Below are 21,578 nucleotides of genomic sequence, written 5' to 3'. Positions count from 1 at the left end.
GCGGCTCCGCGAGGTCCGCAGCGCTGCCCGGCGGCAGCAGGTCGGCCTCGTCGAGCTGTCCGAGCAGGCCTCGTGGGCGCACGTCGTCTGGCTGCTGCGCGGCGTGCTCGACCGGGCCACCGGCCCTGCCGGCGCGGTCACCGGCCACGGCCCGATCCACGACGAGCTGTTCGCGCTCGCCGACGCGTGCGCGGCACTGCTCGATGCGCCGGTGACGATCGAGGACACCCAGTCACGGGTCCTCGCCTACTCGGCCCGCCAGGAGGTCGCCGACCCCATCCGCGTGTCAACCATCGTGGGCCGCAAGGTCCCCGACGCAGTCCTGACCAGCCTCCGGGGCCGGGGAGTCTTCCGACGGCTGGCCCGCTCCGCCGAGCCCTTCTTCGTGCCGGCCGCGCCGGATGGCTCGTTGCGCCCCCGCCTCGTCGTCCCGGTCCGCACCGGCACCGAGTGGCTCGGCTCGATCTGGGCAGTCGTCGAGAAGCCGCCACCCACGGACCTGCTCCGATCGCTCGTGCAGACCGCGTCGGTCGTCGCCCTGCACCTCCTCCGCCTCCGCTCGGAGACGGACCTGGCCCGCCGGGTCGCGGCCGACCGGCTGCGTGCCGTCCTGTCCGGCGAGGTCGCCGGAGCCGACCAGTGGCTGCCGCGGCCGCCGTGGCGCATCGTCGCGCTCGACGCAGCCGTCGACGGCGAGGCCTCGACCCGACCGCTCGACCTGTGGGAGTCGGCCCTACGCCGCGGGTCCTGGCGCCAGCCGCTCGTCGCGACCGTCGACGACCAGGCGCTGGCCCTCGTCCAGGACCCGGAGCCAGGGCAGGCGCAGCCGGGCCAGGCGCCCGAGCCGGGCACCTGGACGTGGCTCGTCACCCTCGCGCAGCAGCTTGCCACGGACCACCCGTCGGCCCGTGCTGCCGCCGGTGGCGCCGTCACCAGGCCGCAGGCGCTGGCGCAGTCGCGTGCCGAGGCCCTCGAGACGCTCCAGGCGCTCAGCACCGGTCGGGCAAGTGGCCCCACGGCGTCGGTCGAGCAGGCCTGGGCGCCCGTGACGACGAACCGCGCGGTGAGCGGCATACGGACCAAGGCGTTGCTCGGCCCGGTCGTCACCCTGCGGACGTACGACACCCACCAGGGCACCCGCTACGCGCGGACCCTGGCGGCGTGGCTCGATCACCCCGGCGACCCACGCGCCGCGGCAGCGCGCCTGCATGTCCACCCCAACACGCTGCGCTACCGGATGCGCCGGCTCACCGAGGTCATCGACGTCGATCTCGAGGACCCGGAGACTCGGCTCGCGCTTGGCCTCCAGCTCCGCTCCCTTGGACACTGAGGAGCGTGGAGGCGCGCTCAGGGCCCTGGAAAGACGAGAGGGCGCGCGTGCGCGTCCCCCAACCTGGCGGTCTGTGCAGTTATAGGTCCGCGAGCAGTCCTCGCACCTCGGACTCCTTGTAGCGGCGATGGCCGCCCAGAGTCCTGATGGACGTGAGCTTGCCCGCCTTGGCCCAGCGCGTCACTGTCTTCGGGTCAACCCGGAACAGCGCCGCGACCTCCGCGGGCGTGAGTAACTTGTCGGTTTCCCGACGGTCTTGTGTCGTCATTAAAGTGTTTCCCCCACCTGCCGCATGAGCGGCGACACAGCGTGACCCTGGCTGGGCCCCACCACTCCAGCGTACGGGGCCCTGTCGGGCATGGAGGCACATTCCCCGAAAACGGACCATATCGGGGACCCGCACCGCGCCGAGGGGACGGGCGACAAGGCGAAATTTGCCCCACTCATGTAGCGTTAGCACCACGAGAACACACACATTCCCGGGGCCGCTACGCGGACGTCGGGGAACCTTTGGTTCCCCGATGGGCGATGCCGTCCCGGCACGACGCACGAGGGGGTCACGCCATGGGGCGCGGCCGAGCCAAAGCCAAGCAGACCAAGGTCGCACGGCAGCTCAAGTACTACACGCCTGAGACGGACTTGAGCGCACTGGAGCGCGAGCTCCACAAGGCGTCCGAGACCGAGCGCGAGGACACCTCGCGGTTCGACGAGGACGACTACGACGACTACGGGAAGTGGGCCGCGAGCGAGCGTTGAGCTCGCCCCACTCTCTTCGCAGGCCTCGTGCTTCGGGTGACCACCCGGTGTGCGGCTTGCGTGTGTCCGCCGCCAGGCGGGACCCGCCGTGATGGGCCCGGCTCGGTCAACTGACCCGGCCGGGCCTCGTCGTGCCCTCGCGTGGGCCGTCCCCGCCGCGAGACGCTGCGGGTGTCGGGCCGGTCGCGCATGTCAGGCCGGGCGAGCCGTCAGGCCGGGTGCGTGCCGACCACCTGCACCGCGCCGCCGTTGACTCCCTTGGCCCCGCGGACGACCTCCGCGGCACGATCGATGGCGGCCTCGTCCTCGGAGCTGACCTCACCGAGTCGCCATGCCCGTATGCCGCTGCGCTCGCTGACCTCGCACGCCCGGTCCGCCTGCTCGCTGGGTAGCACGACGACGAACCCGACGCCCTGGTTGAGGGTCCGCTCCTGGTCCTGCTGCGGCACGCGACCCAGCGCCTGGATCGTGCTGAAAACCGCCGGTGGGGTCCACGTGGCCCGGTCGAGGCGCGCGAAGAGCCCGGCCGGCAGGACGCGGGCCAGGTTGGCGGCCAGCCCTCCCCCGGTGACGTGCGAGAGGGCGTGCACGTCGAGGCCGTCGGTCCGGATGAGGTCGAGCAGCGGCTTCGTGTAGAGCCGGGTCGGCTCGAGCAGCTCCTCCCCCAGGGAGCGGCCGAACTCGTCGACGTGCCGGTCGAGGGACCAGCCGGCTGCGTCGACGACCCGGCGGACGAGGCTGTAGCCGTTGCTGTGCAGCCCGCTGCTGGCCAGGGCGACGACCGCGTCGCCGGCCTGGACCCGATGGGGGCCGAGGACGCTGTCGTGCTCGACGACGCCGGTCGCGGCACCGGCCACGTCGTACTCGTCTGGGCCGAGCAGACCCGGGTGCTCCGCGGTCTCGCCGCCGATGAGGGCGACACCGGCCTCCACGCAGGCGCGCGCGATGCCGCCGACGATGGCGGCGATCCGCTCGGGCACGACCCGGCCGGTCGCAATGTAGTCGGTCATGAAGAGCGGCTCGGCCCCGCACACGACGATGTCGTCGACGACCATGCCGACGAGGTCGAAGCCGATGGTGTCGTGCTTGTCGAGCGCCTGGGCGATGGCGACCTTCGTGCCGACGCCATCGGTGCTCGTGGCGAGGACGGGGTGCTGCATCCGGGCCAGGGCGGACGCGTCGAACATGCCGGCGAAGCCACCCAGACCGCCCATCACTTCGGGCCGCGTGGCACGCCGGACGGAGGCCTTCATCAGCTCGACGGCGCGGTCACCCGCCTCGACGTCGACTCCGGCAGCGGCATACGTGATCGGCGTCTCGCTCACCCGGCAAGCCTACCGGCGCCTCCCCCACCTCCCGGTTCGAGGTATTTACCGGACAGTGGTGTCCGCGTATCACCTCGAACCAGCGGCCACCCCTTGCCCCTCCCGCCGGGTCGAGGTATTCACCGGTCAGTGGTGTCCGCGTATCACCTCGAACCAGCGGCCGCGGATCACCTCGACCGACGCAGTCCCAGGGCCACCTGCTCCATGAAGGCGTCCTCATAGAGCCGCAGCCCGATGAGATCGATGCGGAGCACCTGGTTCCTGGCCAAGGTGACGGCGTTCTGCCGAAGGTTGTCGTCCGTGACGGCGAGGCCCTCGCGGTGCTGGGCGCCGTCGATCTCCACCACGAGCGAGTAGCCGTCCCACCGCACGTCGAGGTAGATGCGTCCCCGGGGTCCCTCGATCACCGCCTGCCTGGTGGGTTCGGGCAGTCCTCGCGCCCGGCACATCCGGGCGAAGTCGAGCTCCCCGAGCGACTGCACCCCCGCCGCGATGTCGGACAGCACCAGCTTGACGAACCGTCTCCGTTTCCGGCCCTGCAGTCGCCCGGACCACGAGAGCAGCTCCTGCGGAGTGGTGAGCCGCTGCTGGACCGCCATCAGCAGGATCAGCGCCGCCTGCCGATCGGAGACGGCCCAGTAGGCGCCACGCAGGGCCGCGACCGGGGGCCGGGTGCGGGGAATGCCAGCTGCGGACACCTCGTCCTCCACTCTGCGGATCACCTTGTGCAGGTGCACACCTTGCACTCGCTTCACCGCGCAGGTGTGCACGACCGACACGTGGAGGACGTCCTCGGCGTAGCCACGGAGTCCGGCAACCTGGAGCGCCGAGACGCCGTCTAGAGCCGCAACGTTCTCGCCGATCTCCCAGACCGCACGCCAACGCCGACCCTCGAGCCCAAGGGGGCCGGTGTGTAGCCCCACGGTCTGCAGGCCGTGCTTCACCCACCGCCCCGACCGGACCTCACTGCGGATGTCGTCGAAGCCGACGCCGACCCGCTGGAGCCAGTCCCGGGACGCGACACCGTCGGCAGCCGTGGGCGCCTGGTTGGCGAGCGCCGCGCGTTCGTTTCTCACCATGAGCCGACCCTTGGCAACCACGCGGTCGGGCGCCACCCCTCAGAAGCCGCCTGTGGACGCTCGCCCCTGCCGATCCACGGCTGTGGACACCCCGGTTGAGGTAATTACCGGACAGTGGTGGCCGCCGAATACCTCGAACCAGCCACGACCACGGCGCGGTCGAGGTAATTACCGGTCAGTGGTGCCCGCCGAATACCTCGAACCAGGTGCGGGTGCGGGTGCGGGTGCGGGTGCGGCGCGGTCGGGATCAGGGGTGCTGCAGGGCGCCCGACCCGCCGGTACCCACGCCGATCGCCACACCCTCGACGTCGGTGTCGATCGCCCGGTCGTGCCCGGTCCGGACCTCCAGCGGCAGCGTCTCGAGGACGTGCTTGCCGATCCGGCCGTCCTCCGGCAGCTCGATCGGGTAGCGCCCCGTGAAGCAGGCCGTGCAGAGCTGCTCCCGGGGCTGGCCCGTCGCGCCGATCATCCCGTCCTCGGAGATGTAGCCCAGCGAGTCGGCCCCGATCGACGCCCGGATCTCCTCGACGCCGAGCCCCGTTGCGATGAGCTCGGCCCGGGTCGCGAAGTCGATCCCGTAGAAGCACGGCCACTGCACCGGCGGCGACGAGATGCGCACGTGCACCTCGGCTGCCCCCGCCTCGCGCAGCATCCGGATCTGGGCCCGCTGGGTGTTGCCGCGCACGATCGAGTCGTCGACGACGACGAGGCGCTTGCCCCGGATCGTGTGCTCGAGCGGGTTGAGCTTGAGCCGGATGCCGAGCTGCCGCAGCGTCTGGGACGGCTGGATGAACGTGCGCCCGACGTAGGCGTTCTTGACGAAGCCCTGCCCGAACGGGATCCCCGACTCCTGCGAGTAGCCCACCGCGGCCGGCACGCCCGACTCCGGCACGCCGATCACGAGGTCGGCGTCGACCGGGTGCTCCCGCGCCAGCGCTCGACCCATCTCGACGCGGGCCTCGTGCACGACGCGTCCCCGGATCACCGCGTCCGGCCGGGCGAGGTAGACGTACTCGAAGACGCATCCCTTCGGCTGTGGCTCGGCGAACCGGTGGGTGCGCAGCCCGTCGGCGTCGATCGCGATGAGCTCACCGGGCTCGACCTCGCGGATCACGGCAGCGCCGATCGTCTGGAGGGCCGCGGTCTCGGAGGCGACCACCCAGCCGCGCTCGTGGCGGCCGAGCGCGAGGGGACGGACCCCCCACGGGTCGCGAGCGGCATACAGGGTCTGCTCGTCCATGAAGACGAAGCTGAAGGCGCCGCGGAGCCTGGGCAGCAGCTCGAGCGCGGCCTGCTCCGGCGTCTTGTCGGGGTCGGCGGTCAGGAGCGTCGTCACGAGCGCCGTGTCGGAGGTGTTGCCCCGCGCGAGCTCGCCGGTGACGCGCCCGCCGCCGAAGTGCTGGTCGACCATCTCGCGCAGCTCGACGGTGTTGATGAGGTTGCCGTTGTGGGCGAGCGCGATGGTCGTCCCGTGGCCGGAGCCGCCGAGGGTCGGCTGGGCGTTCTCCCACGTCGAGCCGCCCGTCGTCGAGTAGCGCGTGTGCCCGATCGCGATGTGGCCCCGCAGCGAGCTCAGCGCCGTCTCGTCGAAGACCTGGGAGACGAGGCCCATGTCCTTGTAGACGAGGATCTTCTCGCCGTCGCTCGTCGCGATGCCCGCCGACTCCTGCCCGCGGTGCTGCAGCGCGTAGAGCCCGAAGTAGGTGAGCTTGGAGACCTCCTCGCCTGGGGCCCAGACGCCGAAGACCCCGCAGGCATCCTGCGGGCCCTTCTCGCCGGGGAGGAGGTCATGGGACAACCGACCGTCACCGCGTGCCACGCGCCCGATTCTCCCACAGCGACCTCCGTGCCCCGTCGCACGCGACGTGAGGGGGTATGCCGCTGAGCCGGCTTCCGCTCGCAGCTTCCGTGCCGCTCCCCTCCGTGCTCAGGCGAGGGGGTACTCGCCGACGACCTCGTAGCGCGGACGCCGGCCCCGGCCCTCACCGAGGTGGGACTCGATGAGGTGGATCGCTCCGACCCGCCATTGTGGGCCCTCGTACGCGTCCAGGGCGCGCAGCCACCGGGTCGCCTCGGTCGGGCGGCGGAACCGGCCGAGCGTGACGTGCGGGTGGAACCGGGTCCCGTCGGGCGTCGCGCCGGCCTTGTTGAACGCGTTCCGGACGGAGGCACCGAGCGGGCCGAGGCCGCCTGCAGGGTCGGCCACGCCCGCCCAGAGGATGCGAGCGGCATACGGGTTGGGGAAGGTCCCGGCCCCGAGAAGGGCGAGGGTGAACCGCTTGGTCCGCTGAGCGGAGTGCGCCAGCCGGTCGCCGAGGTCGTCAAGGAGCCGGTCGGGTGCCGCCGGTGAGAACGCGAGGGTGATGTGCCACTGGCTCGGGTCGGTCCACCGGATGCCGTCCGACGCCTCGACGCGCGGCGCAAGGTGCTCCTCGAGGTCGGCGAGGACCTCGTCCGGGGGCACGATCGCGGCGAAGAGGCGCATGACCTCAGGGTGTCACGCGGCGGTCTCCCTCCGCGGTTCGAGGTATTTACCGGTCGGTGGTGTCCGCCGAATACCTCGAACCGGTCTGGACAGCGGCCCCGGAGTCGATGAGGCCGTCGACGTCCTCGATCCCCCACGCGGTGAGGGCCTCGCGCGTGCCGGACCCGGCGGCCGGCGGTGGGGTGCTGAGAGCACCCGGGGTGCGGGAGAACCGGGGCGCCGGGGCCGGCTGGACGAGGCCGTCGCGCTCGACATAGGTCCCGCGGGCCGCGAGGTGGGGGTGTTTGGCCGCCTCGGCGAAGTCCAGCACGGGAGCGACGCACGCGTCGGTGCCCTCGAAGACGTGGGTCCACTCGTCACGGGTGCGGGTCCGGAACGTCTCGGCGAGCATGCTCCGCAGCGCCGGCCAGGTGCTCGGGTCGCGGCGGTCCGGGACGTCCTGCGTCAGGCCGAGGCGCTCGAGGAGCACCTGCCAGAACTGGTCCTCCAGCGCGCCCACCGCGAGCCAGCCACCGTCGCTCGCCTCGTAGACGGAGTACCAGGGCAGGCCGCCGTCGAGGACGTTGGTGCCGCGCTCACTCGACCAGACTCCACCGCCGACCATGCCGACGATCATCGCCGCGAGGTGCGAGGTGCCGTCGACGATGGCGGCGTCGACGACCTGGCCGCGCCCGCCGGTGCGGGCCTCGAGCAGGCCGGCGAGGATGCCCACGACGAGGTACATGGCGCCGCCGCCGAAGTCACCGACGAGGTTGAGCGGCAGCTGCGGTGGGCCGCCGGCGGCGCCGATCGCGGCGAGGGCGCCGGTGATCGCGATGTAGCCGTTGTCGTGACCGGCGGCGTGGGCGAGCGGCCCGTCCTGGCCCCACCCGGTCATCCGGGCGTAGACGAGTCGCGGGTTGCGCTCGAGGCACGTGTCGGGACCGAGGCCCAGTCGCTCGGCGACGCCCGGCCGGTAGCCCTCGACGAGGACGTCGGCCGTCTCGACGAGGCGCAGGACCGTCGCGAGCCCGTCCGGGTGCTTGAGGTCGAGGGCGACGGAGGGGCGCCCCCGTCGGAGCAGGTCGGCCTCGGGCGGCATCGGCAGCGGCAACGGAGACGGCCCGGGACGGTCGATCCGGATGACGTCGGCGCCGAGGTCGGCGAGCAGCATGCAGGCGAACGGGCTCGGACCGATCCCGGCCAGCTCCACGACCCGGACGCCGGTGAGCGGGCCGCGGCGCTCGTCTGAGGGAGCGGCCACGGTCAGTCGCCGGAGCGCCGGCGCAGCCAGGCGTCGAGGCCGACCGCGACGAGGCCGGCCACGCCGAGCCCGATGAGCAGCCCGAACGCGGCGAGGTAGGCGATCTCGGTGCCCGAGTCGTAGTTGGGCACGTCCGCGCCGTAGGCACCGACGATGGCACCGACGATGATCCCGAGGACCCCTCCGGTGATGAGGAATCGGGTGAAGTTCGGCATTCGTCGGGGCTGAGCGCTCACCCGTCAAGGGTAAGCGACCGCAGCGGCAGCAGCCCCTCGAGGTGGGCCCGCTGCCCGCTCGCCCGGACCGCCCCCGCCTCGACCGCGTCGGCCCACTCGAGGTCTCCGGTCACGAGCCGCAGCCAGGTGGCCGCGTCGGTCTCGATGACGTTCGGCGGCGTCCCGCGTCGGTGCACGGGCCCTTCGATGCACTGCACCGCGCCGAAGGGTGGGACCCGGACCTCGACGGTGCGCCCAGGCGCCATCTCGCCGAGCTCCTCGAGGGTGTAGCGCACGGCCGTCGCGGTCGTGGTCCGGTCCCCGTGGAAGCCGGCTGAGCGGCATACGGCCAGGGCCAAGCGTCCCTCGGCGGGTGGGGTGCGGCGGCGCGGCGGCATGGTCGGCAGGCTAGCTCCGCCAGCGCGGCAGCACCGTGGCGGCCACCTCCTCGAGGGTCGCGACGTCACCGCGGAACGGCTCGTCGCTGCGCGGCCACGGCACGACCACGTCGGTGAACCCGAGCTCCTGCGCCCGTCCGGCGACGTCCTCGAACGCCGCGACACTCCCCACCGCGAACGCGGGCATGGCGTCGGTGTTGAGGTAGCGGGCGAGGGTATGCCGCTCCCGGCCGGCCGCGTCGAGGCTGTCGTCGAGGCGTCGGCTGAGCTCGCCCAGCCCGACCCACCACTCGTCGACCGTCTCGACTCGCGGGCCCGTGGTCATCCAGCCGTCGCCGACGTCGACCGCGAGCCGGATCGTGCGGGGGCCGTTCGCGGCGACGATGAGCGGCACGCGGTCCGGGCCCTCGCCGCCCCGGACCGGACCCGGCAGGGTGCGCACCTCGCGGGCGCCGTAGAACTCGCCGTCGGCGGTGACGTGGTCCTCGCTGAGGAGCCGGTCGAGCAGGCGGGTGAACTCGTGGAACCGGTCGACCCGCTGGCGCAGCGTGAGGTCTCGCCCGAGGATGCCCGCGTCGAGGTCGCCCCCGCTGCCGATGCCGAGGAGGAACCGGCCGTCCGAGATGTCGTCGACGGCGAGGACCTCCCGCATGAACTGGACCGGCTCGTGGTTGTTCGGTGTCGAGACGAAGGTGCCGAGGCGAATCCGGCTGGTCACCGTCGCGGCCGCTGTCAGCGTGGGCATCGCCGCGAACCAGGGCGAGTCGGGCAGGCCGCCCCACGTGATGTGGTCGAAGGTCCAGGCATGGTCGAAGCCGAGGTCCTCGGCGGCGCGCCAGAGGGGCGCCGCCGCGGCCCAGCGGTGCTCCGGGAGGATCGTCACGCCGAATCGCATGTCCCGACCGTAGCGGTGACGACCGACACCTCGCCGGGCAGCGGGCGCGAGACGCAAGAATGCCGTCCATGACCACGTGGACGACCGACGCCGTGCTCGCTGCCTCCACCGAGTGGGTGTGGGTGCCCGACGACGCACAGCGGGTGCAGACCGAGGAGCTGCTCGTCGTCGGCTACCCCGACCACTTCGAGGTGCCCACGAGCGCGCGGGTGTTCGGCTCAGGGCGCGACCCGGAGGAGCTGCTGGACGAGGTCGACCGGGTCGCCAGAGGGTTCGGTCGCGACGAGGTCTGGTGGATCGTCACGGACACGACCCGCCCCGAAGGGCTCGAGCGCGCGCTGCTGGCGCGCGGAGGCACGGTGACCGAGCGCGCCGACGTCCTCGCGCTGCCGATCGCCGAGGGGCTGCCCGACCTGGGAGTGCCGGCCGAGGTGGAGATTCGGCGGGTCACCGACGAGCGCACCCTGCGCGACGCGCTCGGTGTCGAGGCGGACGCCTTCCAGAGCAAGCCGGTCCCGGAGGACCGGATCCCGCAGAGCCTCGCCGAGCTGCAGACCGGTCTCGCCGACGACTCGAGCGGTCGGGTCGTCGCGTACGTCGAGGGCGTCCCGGCCGCGACCGGCGGCTGGACGCTCGCGGGCGAGGTGTGCCGGCTCTGGGGCGCGGGTTCCGCGACGGCCCTCCGGGGCCGGGGCGCCTATCGAGCGGTCCTCGCGGAGCGGCTCCGGATCGGGCGCGACCGTGGCGCGACGCTCGGCCTGACCCACGGGCGCGTCGACACGTCCTCACCGATCCTGCGCCGCGTCGGCTTCACCCGCTACGGCGAGCAGCGGCACGTCCATGTCGACGTTCCCGGGTGAGACCGTGACCGACGAGGCGATCAGCCTGGAGCGGGACGAGCGGGGCGGCGTCACGGTCATCATGGACGGCCAGCCGCAGTCGCACGTCCAGCCGGACGATCCGCTGCTGCTCGTCTTCGAGTACATCCAGCACCTCGCGCTCGCGATCGACTGCCTGCCACCCGGCCGGCTGACCGTGACTCACGTCGGCGGCGCGGGGCTGACCCTGCCGCGATGGGTGGAGGCGACCCGCCCCGGCTCGCCCCAGGTCGTGCTCGAGCCGAACGAGGGGGTCACCGCATTCGTGCGCGAGCGCATCCCGCTGCCCCGCCGCCACGGGATCCGCGTGCGCGCCCAGGACGGCCTGACCGGAGTCCGCGCGCTCGCTCCCGACTCCGCCGACGTGGTCGTGACGGACGCGTATGCCGCTGGGCGCGTCCCAGCGGAGCTCAGCTCAGCGGCATACCTCCTGGCGGTCGGACGGGTGCTGCGACCAACGGGGCTCGCGCTGTGGAACCTCGCCGATGAGCCGGGGTTCCGTTGGGGCGCAAGGATGGTCGCTTCGATCCGGACGGTCCTGCCGCACGTGGCCGCCGTCGCGACCCACGAGGTGCTGAAGGGCAAGCGGTTCGGCAACACGGTGGTCCTGGCCGGGCACGCGCCCCTGCCGCTCGAGCAGCTGCGCCGTCGCGTGGCGGGCGCAGCGCTGCCGACCGGCCTGCGTGCCGGCGAGGCGCTGGAACGGATGCTCGCTGGGGCCAAGCCGTTCGGCGAGCAGGGCGAGCAGAGCCCACCGCCACCGGATCCCGGTCGCTGGCGCCTCCGCTGACGCGCCCCGGTTCGAGGTATTTACCGGTCAGTGATGTCCGGCGAATACCTCGAGCGCGGCGGTCGCTGGCTCACTCGCCGAAGACCGCCGGCAGGGTCGCCTCGTGCGCCGCCCGCAGCTCGGCGATCGACACCGTGAACTGGTCGTCGACGACGAGGTCGCGCCCGCCCGTCGTGCCGAGGTGCACGCACGGGAGGTCGCCGATGATCTGGCCGAAGCGGCCGGCGTGCTCGGCGGAGACCGCCACGAGCGCCCGGGCCGCCGACTCCGAGAACAGCGCGGTGAAGGCGTCGACGCCTTCACCGACGTCCGCCACGTCGACGCGCGCACCGACGCCGTGCCGCATGACCGCCTCGGCGAGCGCGACGGCGAGACCACCGTCGGAGAGGTCGTGCGCCGCCTCGAGCAGTCCCTCCTGCGCCGCGGCGACGAGGACCTGGCCGAGCTTCTGCTCAGCGGCGAGGTCGACGGCCGGGGGACGCCCGCCGAGGTGCTTGTGGATCACGTGCGCCCACTCAGAGCCGCCGAGCTCGTCCCGCGTCGTGCCGAGCAGGTAGACGTGCGCACCCTCGGTTCGGAAGCCACTGCCGTTGCGCCGCGCCACGTCCTCCATGACCCCGAGCACGCCGATGACCGGGGTCGGGTGGATCGCGACGTCGCCCGTCTGGTTGTAGAACGAGACGTTCCCACCGGTGACCGGGATGCCGAGGAACTTGCACCCCTCGGCGATGCCGCGGATCGCCTCGCGGAACTGCCACATCACGCCGGGATCCTCCGGCGAGCCGAAGTTGAGGCAGTCGGTCACGGCGAGCGGCTCGGCGCCCGCGGTGGCGACGTTGCGATAGGCCTCGGCGAGCGCGAGCTGGGCGCCCGCATACGGGTCGAGCTGGGCGAACCGGCCGTTGCAGTCCGTCGCGACCGCGACCCCCCGCCCGGTCGACTCGTCGACCCGGACGACGCCCGCATCGTCGGGCTGGGCCAGCGCGGTGTTGCCCATGACGTAACGGTCGTACTGGTTGGTGACCCACGACTTGTCGCAGAGGTTGGGCGAGCCGAGCATGCTGAGCAGCTGGGTGCGCAGCTCCTCCCCCGACTCCGGACGAGTGAGCGACTCGGGGCCGTTCGCCTGCAGCTCGTCGAGGTAGCCTGGGCGCTCGAGCGGCCGGTGGTAGGTCGGCCCCTCGTGGGCGACCGAGCGCGGAGGGACGTCGACGATGACGTCGCCGTGCCAGGTGATGACGAGGTGGTCGCCGTCGGTGACCTCGCCGATGACGGTCGCCTCGACGTCCCACCGGTCGGTGATGGCGAGGAACGCGTCGACCTTGTCGGGCTCGACGATCGCCATCATCCGTTCCTGCGACTCGGACATGAGGATCTCGTGCGGCTCGAGGCTGGCGTCGCGCAGCGGGACGAGGTCGAGCTCCACTCGCATGCCGCCGTCGCCGTTGGAGGCGAGTTCACTTGTGGCACAGGACAGCCCGGCGCCACCGAGGTCCTGGATGCCCGCCACGACCCCGGCCTTGTAGAGGTCGAGGCAGCACTCGATGAGCACCTTCTCGGCGAATGGGTCGCCGACCTGGACCGCCGGCCGCTTCGTCGGGCCGCCCTCCTCGAAGGTCTCCGAGGCGAGCACGGACACGCCACCGATGCCGTCGCCGCCGGTCTTCGCGCCGAAGAGGATGACCTTGTTGCCGGCGCCGCTCGCCTTGGCGAGGTGGATGTCCTCGGTGCGCATCGCACCGACGCACAGGGCGTTGACGAGCGGGTTGCCCTGGTAGCAGTCGTCGAACACGACTTCGCCGCCGATGTTGGGCAGGCCGAGGCAGTTGCCGTAGCCGCCGACCCCCGCCACGACGCCCGGCAGCACTCGCTCGGTGTCGGGGTGGCTGAGGTTGCCGAACCGCAGCGAGTCCATGACGGCGATCGGCCGAGCGCCCATCGACATGATGTCGCGGACGATCCCGCCGACACCGGTCGCCGCGCCCTGGTACGGCTCGACGTAGGACGGGTGGTTGTGCGACTCGACCTTGAAGGTGACCGCCCACCCGTCGCCGATGTCGACGACGCCGGCGTTCTCACCGATGCCGACGAGCAGCTTCTCGCGCATCTCGTCGGTCGTGTTCTCGCCCCACAGCGTGAAGTGGACCTTGCTCGACTTGTAGGAGCAGTGCTCGGACCACATGACGGAGTACATCGCGAGCTCGGCGATCGTCGGGCGCCGGCCGATGATCTCGCGGATGTTGGCGTACTCGTCGTCCTTGAGGCCGAGCTCGGCCCAGGGCTGCTCGAGGTCCGGGGTGGCCGCCGCGTGCCCGACCGAGTCGATCGACGGTATGCCGCTGTGCTCGCTCTGCGCGACGGGCTGGGTCATGCGGTGGCTGCGCTTTCGACGGTGTGCTTGAGGACCGAGGTGAAGAACCCCCGGCCGTCCGTGCTGGGGCCGTAGCCCGCCTCGACGGCGTGCTCCGGGTGCGGCATGAGGCCGACGATGTTGCCGCGCTCGTTGGTGATGCCGGCGATGTTGCGGTAGGACCCGTTGGGGTTGCGGCCGTGCTCGTCGACGCCATAGCGGAAGACGACCCGTCCCTCGCCCTCGAGCCGGTCGAGGGTGTCGTTGTCGGCGACGAACGCTCCCTCCCCGTTCTTGAGGACGATGCGGATCGTCTGGCCCTGCTCGTAGTCGCTCGTCCACGCGGTCGAGGTGTTCTCGACGGCGAGGTCGACGTCGACGCAGTTGAACTTGCGGTGGTCGTTGCGGATCAGCGCCCCGGGCAGCAGGTGGCTCTCGGTGAGCACCTGGAAGCCGTTGCAGATGCCGAGCACCGGCAGGCCGCCCTGCGCGGCGGGGACGAGCCGGTCCATGATCGGCGCGAACCGGGCGATGGCGCCACAGCGGAGGTAGTCGCCGTAGGAGAACCCACCGGGCAGGATGACCGCGTCGACGCCGTGGAGGTCGTCGTCACCGTGCCAGAGGGAGACGGCCTCGCCGCCGCAGGCTCGGACGGCCCGTGCTGCGTCCCGGTCGTCGAGTGAGCCCGGGAAGGTGACCACGCCGACCCTCACGCGTCCGCCTCGCCGGTCTCGTGCGCGGCCGTGCGGACCGCCGTGTCCTGGGTCCGTGCAGCACCGACCTGCTGGGCATCGCCGTCGTGGCCGCCGTCGTGGCCCTCGTCGAGGGCGTGCACCGAGACGACATCCTCGATGACCGGGTTGCTGAGGAGCTTCTCGGCCGCCTCACGGGCCTGGGCCAGGTGCTCGTCCGTCACGGCACCGTCGACGGTGAGCACGAAGCGCTTGCCCTGCCGGACGTCGCTGAACGACGAGAACCCCAGTCGTGGGAGGGCACCGGCGACGGCCTGTCCCTGCGGGTCGAGGATCTCGGGCTTGAGCATGACGTCGACGACGATGCTTCCCATGTGCGTGGGTCTCCTGGGGATGGTCCGACGGGACGCCTGAAGTCTACCGGCGGAGCACCGGTGGCCCGTCACAACGGCTGGACTCGGAGCCGCCCGGCGACCACCTCGACGTCGCTGAGGCCGGCTGCCACCTCCAGCATGAGGTCGTACGCCTCGTCCTGAGAGAGGCCGGGGTCATACCCGTTCAGCACCAGGAAGGTGATCGTGGCATTCAGCGCGAGGCGTTTGTTGCCGTCGACGAGCGCATGGTTTCCAGCGAGGCTCTGCAAGAGAGCCGCGGCCTTCAACGGCAGCGTGGGATAGGCATCCTCACCGAACACCGTTGCCTGCGCCCGACCCAGAGCCGATGAGAGCAGGCCGATGTCCCGCACCGGCCCAACGCCCAGTTGTCTCACGAGGATAAGAAGGCTCTCGACGTCGAGGTAGGTCGTCACGTGTGCCTGAGCCGCTCGAACACGTCGGCCCACTTCTCGAGGTTACGTTCGCCGATCGACTCCACCTGCGCATGCAGGTCAGCGCGGTGGTAGTAGTCGATGACGGCCTTGCGAATGATCTCCTGCCGGGACCCACCCTCGGCCGCCACGAGCGCGTCGAGCGCCTTCTCGAGCTCGCTGTCGGTGCGCAGTGTCAGTGCCATGCCCCATGGTATCAGTGTGATACCACCCGCCGACCAAACGACCGCGCCGCCGAGCAGGACCCAGCAGAGCGGCATACCTCCGCGTCCGTCAGCGCGACTGGAGCGCGTCGAGCGCGACGGCCATCGCGGCCGCGACCCGCCAGTCGAGCCGCCAGCCGTTCGACTGGCCGGGCAGGTCGACGAAGTAGGTGTCCTTGAGGCCCACCTTCTTCGTCGAGCTCATCACGATCGCGCCGTCGCCGGCGCGGAAGTCGAAGTGGAACAGCCACGGCACCGGGATGTCGCCGACGACGGGCACGAGGTCCCAGATGCGCCGCAGCACCGCCACCTTCGCGTTGCGCTCCTGCCCGACACAGCTGAAGCCGTCGGGCGTGCCCAGCTGCCAGGTCGAGCGGCCGAGGGACGCCGCGAACTCCTTCTTGAACCACCCGATCGGCTGACCGGCCGCGTCGACCACGTCATAGCCCGACCCGAGGTCGATGACCTTGCGCGCCGTGAACCCGAACAGCGGGTGCGTCTTGGCCGCGTCGGTGTAGAAGGTGACCTGCTCCTTGAACGCCATCTGCTTCTGCTCGGCGAAGCAGATCAGGCCCAGGTCGGTTCCCTGCTCGTCGGTCTGGAGGATCTCGTACCGGTTGACCATGAGGGTCAGCTTCTGGCGGACCTTGAGGCGCTCGAATCCGCTCGGCGACGCGGTGGGCTCAGACATGCGCACATGCTCGCACGGCGCCCGGCTCGTATCGGGGAGGTGCCGTATGCCGCTGAGCCGGCGCCCGCTCGCCCGTGACCGGCCGCTCGACCACCGACAGTCGGGTTGCGGTCCGAAAGTCGTCGCCAGGGCGGCCCCCCCGCACCGTCAGAATGTCTCGCCGGTCAACAGCTCGTAGGCCTCGACGTACTTCGCCCGCGTCTGCTCGACGACGCGCTCGGGCAACGGCGGCGGCGCCTCGCCGCTCGACCTCGACCACCCGGACTCAGGGGACGTGAGCCAGTCACGGACGAACTGCTTGTCGTAGGACGGCTGGCTCCGCCCCGGCTGCCAGGCCGCGGCCGGCCAGAACCGCGACGAGTCGGGCGTCAGCACCTCGTCCCCGAGGACCAGCCCCCCGGACCCGTCGGCGGCCCGGCCGAACTCGACCTTGGTGTCGGCGATGAGGATGCCCCGCTCCGCCGCGATCTCGTTGCCCCGCGCCAGAATCGCCCGGGTCAGCCGCGACACCTCCGCGGCGACGTCGGCCCCCACCAGCTCCTCGACCTCCGCCGGTGACATCGGCAGGTCATGCTCGCCCACCGGTGCCTTCGTCGTCGGCGTGAAGACCGGCTCCGGCAGCCGCGAGCCGTCCTCGAGCCCCTCCGGCAGCGGCACCCCGCACACCGACCCCTTCGCGCGATACTCCTCGAGCCCGCCGCCGGTCAGGTACGCCCGGGCGATGGCTTCGAGCTTGAGCATCTCGAGGCGCCGCACGATGACCGCGCGCCCAGCGACCGCGGCCGGGACGTCCGTCGACACGACGTGGTTCGGCACGAGGTCGGCGAGCTGGTCGAACCACCACAGCGACAGCCGCGTCAGCACCGCGCCCTTATCCGGGATCGGGGTGTCGAGCACCCAGTCGTAGGCCGAGATCCGGTCGGAGGCGACGAGCATGAGCCGGTCGGGGACGGGTGCCCCGTCCGGCCCGAGTGGCGCGTAGAGGTCGCGCACCTTGCCGGAGTACACGTGCTGGAAGCCTTCCAGCCCAAGAGGATTCGTCATCTCACGCTCCGACCGTGATCTCGCCGCGCTCCGCCTTCAGCGCGATGTCCGTCCGATGGTGGGACCCGTCGAGCTCGATGAGGTCAACCGCCTTGTATGCCGCAGACCTCGCCTTCTCGAGGTCGCTGCCGACCGCGACGACGTCGAGGACGCGACCCCCGGCCGACACCAGGGTGCCCTGCTCGTCGCGCTTCGTGCCGGCGTGGAGGACGACGACGCCCGGCACCTCTCCGGCGGCGTCGAGTCCGGTGATGGGGTCACCGCTGCGCGGCGACGCGGGGTAGCCGGCCGAGGCGATGACGACGACGACCGCCGCGTCGCTCGACCAGCGCAGGTCCGGGAAGTCGGCGAGCGTGCCCGTCGCCGTCGCGTGGAGCAGCTGGGCCAGGGGGGTCTCGAGCCGGGCGAGCACGGCCTGCCCGTCCGGGTCTCCGAGCCGGGCGTTGAACTCGACGACCCGCGGCCCGCGTGAGGTGAGGGCCAGGCCGACGTAGAGGATGCCGACGAACGGCGCGCCCCGGCGGCGCAGCTCGTCGATCGTCGGCTGCGCGACCCGCTCGACGACCTCGGCCACGAGGCCCGGTGGCGCCCAGTCGAGCGGCGAGTAGGCCCCCATGCCACCGGTGTTTGGTCCCGCGTCGCCGTCGCCGACCCGCTTGAAGTCCTGTGCCGGCTGGAGCGGCACGACCGTCGTCCCGTCGGAGAGGCAGAAGACCGACACCTCCGGCCCGTCGAGGTACTCCTCGACGACGAGACAGCCGCCCTCCTTCGCGAGGCAGGCCCGCGCGTGGTCGAGGGCCTCCGCGGTCGACTCGGTCACGACGACACCCTTGCCGGCCGCGAGGCCGTCATCCTTGACGACATGGGGCGCACCCAGGGCGTCGAGCGCCGACTCGACCTGCTCGACCGTGGTGCACACATGACACCGGGCCGTGGGCACGTCAGCGGCCGCCATGACGTCCTTGGCGAACGACTTGCTGCCCTCGAGCCGGGCCGCCGCGGCGGAGGGGCCCACGACCGGGAAGCCAGCTGAGCGGCATACATCTGCGACACCCGCGACGAGCGGGGCCTCGGGGCCGATGACGATCAGGTCGACCGCGTGCTGCTCGGCGAGCGCCGCGACCGCGGCGCCGTCGAGGATGTCGACGGGCACGCAGAGCGCCGTCGCGTCGATGCCCGGGTTACCGGGTGCCGCGATGACGGCCTCGACCTCCGGGTCGGCCGCCACGGCCTTGACCAGTGCGTGCTCACGGGCGCCGGAACCGAGGACGAGGACCTTCACGGCGCCAAGACTAGGGCGTCAGGCCTCCAAGCGGCGGAGCAGTCCGGCCCGGACGTCCGGCCATTCGTCGGCGAGGATCGAGTAGACGGCGGTGTCGCGCCACGAGCCGTCGGACCGGGGCCGGTCGCGCCGGAGGACGCCTTCCAAGGTCGCGCCGAGCTTCTCGATGGCCGCCCGGGACCGCTCGTTGACGACGTCCGTCTGGATCCTGACGCGGCCGAAGCCGCACGTCTCGAAGGCGTGGGCAAGGAGCAGGAACTTCGTCTCCGGGTTGACCCGCGTGCCCCACCAGCGCGAGCCGTACATCGTCCAGCCGAGGTGGACGTGCTCGCGGGCGGTGTCGACGTCGCCGAGCGAGCTGGTCCCCACGATCGTCCCGGCAGCCCCGAGCTCGGAGTCGGCCACCAACCGCACCGTGTAGGCCGTGCGTCCGACCGAGCGCGCGGCCACGGACGCCTCGACCATCGCCTCGGTCTCCTGCTGCGACCGGTGCGGCGCCGCCATCAGGTAACCGTGCCGGTAGCACTCCGGGTCGGAGTAGACCGCGAAGAGCCCGGCGGCGTCCCCCGGCGCCATGACGTCGAGCCGGACCGTCCGGCCGACGAGGGGCGCGCCGGTCGGGGCGACGCATGCCACGGAAGCCATGGCAGGACACTAGACTGAATGGTTCCCGCGTCCGGACGGGGTGGGCCGTGGAACGCACCGGGCCACGGCCCGGGGCCGGAGCCACGTGAAGCTAGAGACCACTGGGGAGTCCGTGAGTTCGTCGCACACCACAACCCGGGGCGCCGCCGTGCCCGACGTCGTCGCCGAGCAGATCGCCATCGAGCAGGCCCACGTCGACCGGGTCCTCGCCGAGCTCGAGAAGGCGGCCACCCGCGCCGAGGCCGTCCACACCGAGGGGCTCTCGCGCGGCCAGTTCGGTCGGACCGTCGAGACCGGCGACGCCGAGGGCGGCAGCCTCTTCCAGCGGGACGCCCTCGTCTACCACGCGGCACGTCGGCGCAGCGCCCTCGACACCCAGTACGAAGGCCTCGTGTTCGGCCGCCTCGACCTCGACCACGCGATGGGTTCGCAGCGCCCGCAGGAGACCCAGCCCCGTGCGAACGGCCAGTCGGGCGAGCAGCCGGCTCAGCGGCATACGGCCCGTGGGGGCGACGAGCGGGAGGTGCGCTACATCGGGCGGATCGGCGTGCGTGACGACGACTACGAGCCGCTCGTCATCGACTGGCGCGCGCCCGCGGCCGAGCCGTTCTACCGCGCGACCCCGGCCCATCCGATGAACGTCATCCGGCGGCGGGTGCTGCGCAGCCGCGGCGCGACCGTCATCGGGGTCGAGGACGACCTCATGGTCCCCGAGGCTCCCGACGACCTTGTCGTCGTCGGTGACGGCGCACTCATGGCGGCGCTGACGCGCACGCGGGGCGCGCGGATGCGCGACATCGTCGCCACCATCCAGGCGCACCAGGACGAGGCGATCCGCGCGAGCGCCCGCGGCGTGACGGAGATCAGCGGCGGGCCGGGCACGGGCAAGACCGTCGTCGCGCTGCACCGGGCCGCCTACCTGCTCTACTCCGACCGGCGCCGGTTCGAGTCCGGCGGCATCCTCGTCGTCGGGCCGTCGGGCGCGTACACCGCCTACATCGAACGGGTGCTGCCCTCGCTCGGCGAGGAGAGCGTCATCCTGCGGGCGGTCGGCGACGTCGTCGACGCGATCGACACCGAGCGGCTCGACCCGCCCGAGGTCGCGCGGATCAAGGGCTCGACCCGGATCCGCACCCTGCTCGGCGCTGCCGCCCGCGGCCGTGTCCCGGACGCCCCCACCGAGTTCCGCGCCATCGTGGCGGGCCACGCCGTGCGCCTCGACGCCCGGGCGCTCGACCATGTCCGCGCGCAGGTGCTCCGGCAGCACCAGCGCAACGCCGGGACCGCAGCCGCGCAGGCAGCCCTCGGCGAGACGGCGTGGGCCTCCCTCGGGATCCGCGGCGACCGCGAGGCGAAGGCCGAGTTCCTCGACCGGTGGGAGGACCACCTCGACGTCGAGGCGTTCATGAAGGCGTGGTGGCCACAGGTCGACCCGCGCGAGGTGTTGCTCTGGCTGACCGACGCCGACCTCGTGCGCCGGCACGCCCGCCGGTCGGTCTCCCCCGACGAGGCGGAGCTGCTCGCCGGCTCATGGCGGACCGCCCTCGAGACCGCGACGTGGTCGGTGGCCGACGTGGCCCTCATCGACGACCTCGCAGCGCGCCTCGGCCCGGTCCAGGACGAGCCGCAGGAGGAGCGCGGCTTCTACGAGATCGAGGAGCTCGAGGACCTGAGCCAGTACGGCGTCACCGAGGTGCAGCCCGTCGCCCGCACCGCCGAGGCGAAGTCGACCCTCGTGCCCGAGGACCCGCGCGGCCAGCTGCTCGCCGGCCGGCTCGGGCGCCCCGACGAGTACGCCCACGTCCTCGTCGACGAGGCCCAGGACCTGTCCCCCATGCAGTGGCGGATGATCGGCCGCCGTGGTCGGCACGCGTCGTGGACCGTCGTCGGCGACGCGGCCCAGGCCTCATGGCCGGACCCGGTCGAGGCGGCGCAGGCGCGCGACGAGGCGTTCGGCGCGCAACCGCGCCGGCACTTCCACATGGACACGAACTACCGCAACGCCCGCGAGATCTTCGAGTACGCCGCGGACGTCGTCCGGCGCGAGGTGCCGGACGCGGACATCCCCAGGGCCGTCCGCGAGACCGGCGTGGAGCCGCTCGTCCGCCCGCTCGGGCCCGAGCCGCTGGCCGCGACGCGCGCCGCCGTTCAGTCCCTCCTCGAGGAGGTCGAAGGCGCCATCGCCGTCATCACCCCCCATCGGTATGCCGCCCAGCTCGCCCCGCTCGACGGCGAGGTGGGCGCGGGGCCGGCTCGAGTGCACGTGGTCGACCCGATGTCGACGAAGGGCCTGGAGTATGACGCGACGGTCATCGTCGATCCCGAGGAGATCACCCGGGAGTCACCGGGCGGCATCCGGGTGCTCTACGTGGCGCTGACCCGTGCGGCCCACCGGATGACCGTCCTGACCGGACCCTAGCCCCCGCACCCGTCGAGTGAGCGCAAACTCCG

22 protein-coding genes and 1 pseudogene are annotated in these 21,578 nt (G+C 72.2%); 5 read left to right on the top strand and 18 right to left on the bottom strand.

Translation table 11 applies throughout. The annotated features are described in order from the left end of the window. Positions 1–1,330 (top strand): PucR family transcriptional regulator (locus N864_RS08970; protein ID WP_034715790.1); only part of this gene is annotated, 1,330 nt, incomplete at its 5' end. Positions 1,331–1,409: 79 nt separating this feature from the next. Here N864_RS08970 and N864_RS08965 read toward each other — a convergent pair. Further along, complete coding sequence (locus tag N864_RS08965) at positions 1,410–1,598, bottom strand: BldC family transcriptional regulator (RefSeq protein ID WP_034715789.1); 189 nt, start codon at positions 1,596–1,598, stop codon at positions 1,410–1,412. A gap of 296 nt (positions 1,599–1,894) precedes the next feature. Here N864_RS08965 and N864_RS08960 point away from each other — a divergent pair, with 296 nt between their 5' ends. After that, positions 1,895–2,086, top strand: a complete 192-nt coding sequence (locus N864_RS08960; RefSeq protein WP_034715788.1) for a DUF3073 domain-containing protein — start codon at positions 1,895–1,897, stop codon at positions 2,084–2,086. A 209-nt stretch (positions 2,087–2,295) separates the two neighbouring features. On the opposite strand, the gene purM is transcribed toward N864_RS08960, so the two are convergent. The 8 genes from purM to N864_RS08920 form a co-directional block, all read right to left on the bottom strand. After that, positions 2,296–3,411 (bottom strand): phosphoribosylformylglycinamidine cyclo-ligase, encoded by a 1,116-nt coding sequence (purM, locus tag N864_RS08955; RefSeq protein WP_034715787.1) that lies wholly within the window; start codon positions 3,409–3,411, stop codon positions 2,296–2,298. Between the two features lie 167 nt (positions 3,412–3,578). Beyond that, positions 3,579–4,490 carry a hypothetical protein gene (locus tag N864_RS08950; protein WP_051518381.1) on the bottom strand — a complete coding sequence of 304 codons (912 nt, stop codon included), beginning with the start codon at positions 4,488–4,490 and terminating at the stop codon, positions 3,579–3,581. A gap of 247 nt (positions 4,491–4,737) precedes the next feature. Beyond that, entirely contained in the window at positions 4,738–6,309 is a 1,572-nt protein-coding gene (purF, locus tag N864_RS08945) for an amidophosphoribosyltransferase (protein ID WP_034715786.1), read from the bottom strand. 108 nt (positions 6,310–6,417) lie between these two features. Then, entirely contained in the window at positions 6,418–6,975 is a 558-nt protein-coding gene (gene thpR / locus N864_RS08940; RefSeq protein WP_034715785.1) for an RNA 2',3'-cyclic phosphodiesterase, read from the bottom strand. A 46-nt stretch (positions 6,976–7,021) separates the two neighbouring features. Beyond that, on the bottom strand, positions 7,022–8,218 hold the full coding sequence (locus tag N864_RS08935; RefSeq protein ID WP_155892878.1) for a CaiB/BaiF CoA transferase family protein: 1,197 nt from the start codon (positions 8,216–8,218) through the stop codon (positions 7,022–7,024). Positions 8,219–8,220: 2 nt separating this feature from the next. Beyond that, positions 8,221–8,454, bottom strand: a complete 234-nt coding sequence (locus N864_RS24640; protein WP_034715784.1) for a hypothetical protein — start codon at positions 8,452–8,454, stop codon at positions 8,221–8,223. Further along, positions 8,451–8,831, bottom strand: coding sequence for a sterol carrier family protein (locus tag N864_RS08925; protein ID WP_034715783.1), 381 nt, complete (start codon positions 8,829–8,831; stop codon positions 8,451–8,453). Before N864_RS08925 ends, N864_RS24640 begins: the two co-directional genes overlap by 4 nt. A 10-nt stretch (positions 8,832–8,841) precedes the next feature. Further along, on the bottom strand, positions 8,842–9,726 hold the full coding sequence (locus N864_RS08920; RefSeq protein WP_034715782.1) for an LLM class flavin-dependent oxidoreductase: 885 nt from the start codon (positions 9,724–9,726) through the stop codon (positions 8,842–8,844). 68 nt (positions 9,727–9,794) lie between these two features. Between N864_RS08920 and N864_RS08915 the strand changes: the two genes are divergently transcribed. Both N864_RS08915 and N864_RS08910 read left to right on the top strand, forming a co-directional pair. Next, positions 9,795–10,586, top strand: coding sequence for a GNAT family N-acetyltransferase (locus N864_RS08915; RefSeq protein WP_155892877.1), 792 nt, complete (start codon positions 9,795–9,797; stop codon positions 10,584–10,586). Beyond that, positions 10,567–11,394: a spermidine synthase gene (locus N864_RS08910; RefSeq protein WP_051518379.1), complete on the top strand. Its 828-nt coding sequence runs from the start codon at positions 10,567–10,569 to the stop codon at positions 11,392–11,394. The genes N864_RS08915 and N864_RS08910 overlap by 20 nt, the downstream gene beginning before the upstream one ends. Before the next feature lie 70 nt (positions 11,395–11,464). Here the strand turns inward: N864_RS08910 and purL are convergent, their stop codons facing one another. The 9 genes and pseudogenes from purL to N864_RS08865 form a co-directional block, all read right to left on the bottom strand. Beyond that, a complete protein-coding gene (gene purL / locus N864_RS08905) occupies positions 11,465–13,765 on the bottom strand; it encodes a phosphoribosylformylglycinamidine synthase subunit PurL (RefSeq protein ID WP_051518378.1) in 2,301 nt (766 codons plus the stop codon). Continuing rightward, positions 13,762–14,457, bottom strand: coding sequence for a phosphoribosylformylglycinamidine synthase subunit PurQ (purQ, locus tag N864_RS08900; protein WP_034715781.1), 696 nt, complete (start codon positions 14,455–14,457; stop codon positions 13,762–13,764). The genes purL and purQ overlap by 4 nt, the downstream gene beginning before the upstream one ends. Before the next feature lie 107 nt (positions 14,458–14,564). Further along, positions 14,565–14,810: pseudogene (purS, locus tag N864_RS08895) on the bottom strand (phosphoribosylformylglycinamidine synthase subunit PurS); the annotation flags it as partial. 68 nt (positions 14,811–14,878) lie between these two features. After that, positions 14,879–15,244 (bottom strand): type II toxin-antitoxin system death-on-curing family toxin, encoded by a 366-nt coding sequence (locus tag N864_RS08890; RefSeq protein ID WP_034715780.1) that lies wholly within the window; start codon positions 15,242–15,244, stop codon positions 14,879–14,881. Beyond that, the gene (locus N864_RS08885; RefSeq protein WP_034715779.1) at positions 15,241–15,447 is read right to left on the bottom strand and encodes a ribbon-helix-helix protein, CopG family; all 207 of its coding nucleotides are present in this window, start codon (positions 15,445–15,447) and stop codon (positions 15,241–15,243) included. Before N864_RS08885 ends, N864_RS08890 begins: the two co-directional genes overlap by 4 nt. Before the next feature lie 88 nt (positions 15,448–15,535). Next, positions 15,536–16,156: an LURP-one-related family protein gene (locus N864_RS08880; RefSeq protein WP_034715778.1), complete on the bottom strand. Its 621-nt coding sequence runs from the start codon at positions 16,154–16,156 to the stop codon at positions 15,536–15,538. Between the two features lie 147 nt (positions 16,157–16,303). After that, positions 16,304–17,200, bottom strand: a complete 897-nt coding sequence (locus N864_RS08875) for a phosphoribosylaminoimidazolesuccinocarboxamide synthase (RefSeq protein WP_034715777.1) — start codon at positions 17,198–17,200, stop codon at positions 16,304–16,306. A gap of 1 nt (position 17,201) precedes the next feature. Then, on the bottom strand, positions 17,202–18,482 hold the full coding sequence (purD, locus tag N864_RS08870) for a phosphoribosylamine--glycine ligase (RefSeq protein WP_034715776.1): 1,281 nt from the start codon (positions 18,480–18,482) through the stop codon (positions 17,202–17,204). 18 nt (positions 18,483–18,500) lie between these two features. Then, positions 18,501–19,127, bottom strand: coding sequence for a GNAT family N-acetyltransferase (locus N864_RS08865; RefSeq protein ID WP_034715775.1), 627 nt, complete (start codon positions 19,125–19,127; stop codon positions 18,501–18,503). A 112-nt stretch (positions 19,128–19,239) separates the two neighbouring features. Between N864_RS08865 and N864_RS08860 the strand changes: the two genes are divergently transcribed. Further along, positions 19,240–21,546 carry a HelD family protein gene (locus tag N864_RS08860; RefSeq protein WP_051518377.1) on the top strand — a complete coding sequence of 769 codons (2,307 nt, stop codon included), beginning with the start codon at positions 19,240–19,242 and terminating at the stop codon, positions 21,544–21,546. The last annotated feature ends 32 nt before the right edge of the window (positions 21,547–21,578 follow it).

Origin of the sequence: Intrasporangium chromatireducens Q5-1 (genome assembly GCF_000576575.1) — a bacterium.
GTDB lineage: Bacteria > Actinomycetota > Actinomycetes > Actinomycetales > Dermatophilaceae > Intrasporangium_A > Intrasporangium_A chromatireducens.
Note: the sequence above shows the minus strand (reverse complement) of the source record. Positions and strands in the feature narration are given on the sequence as shown.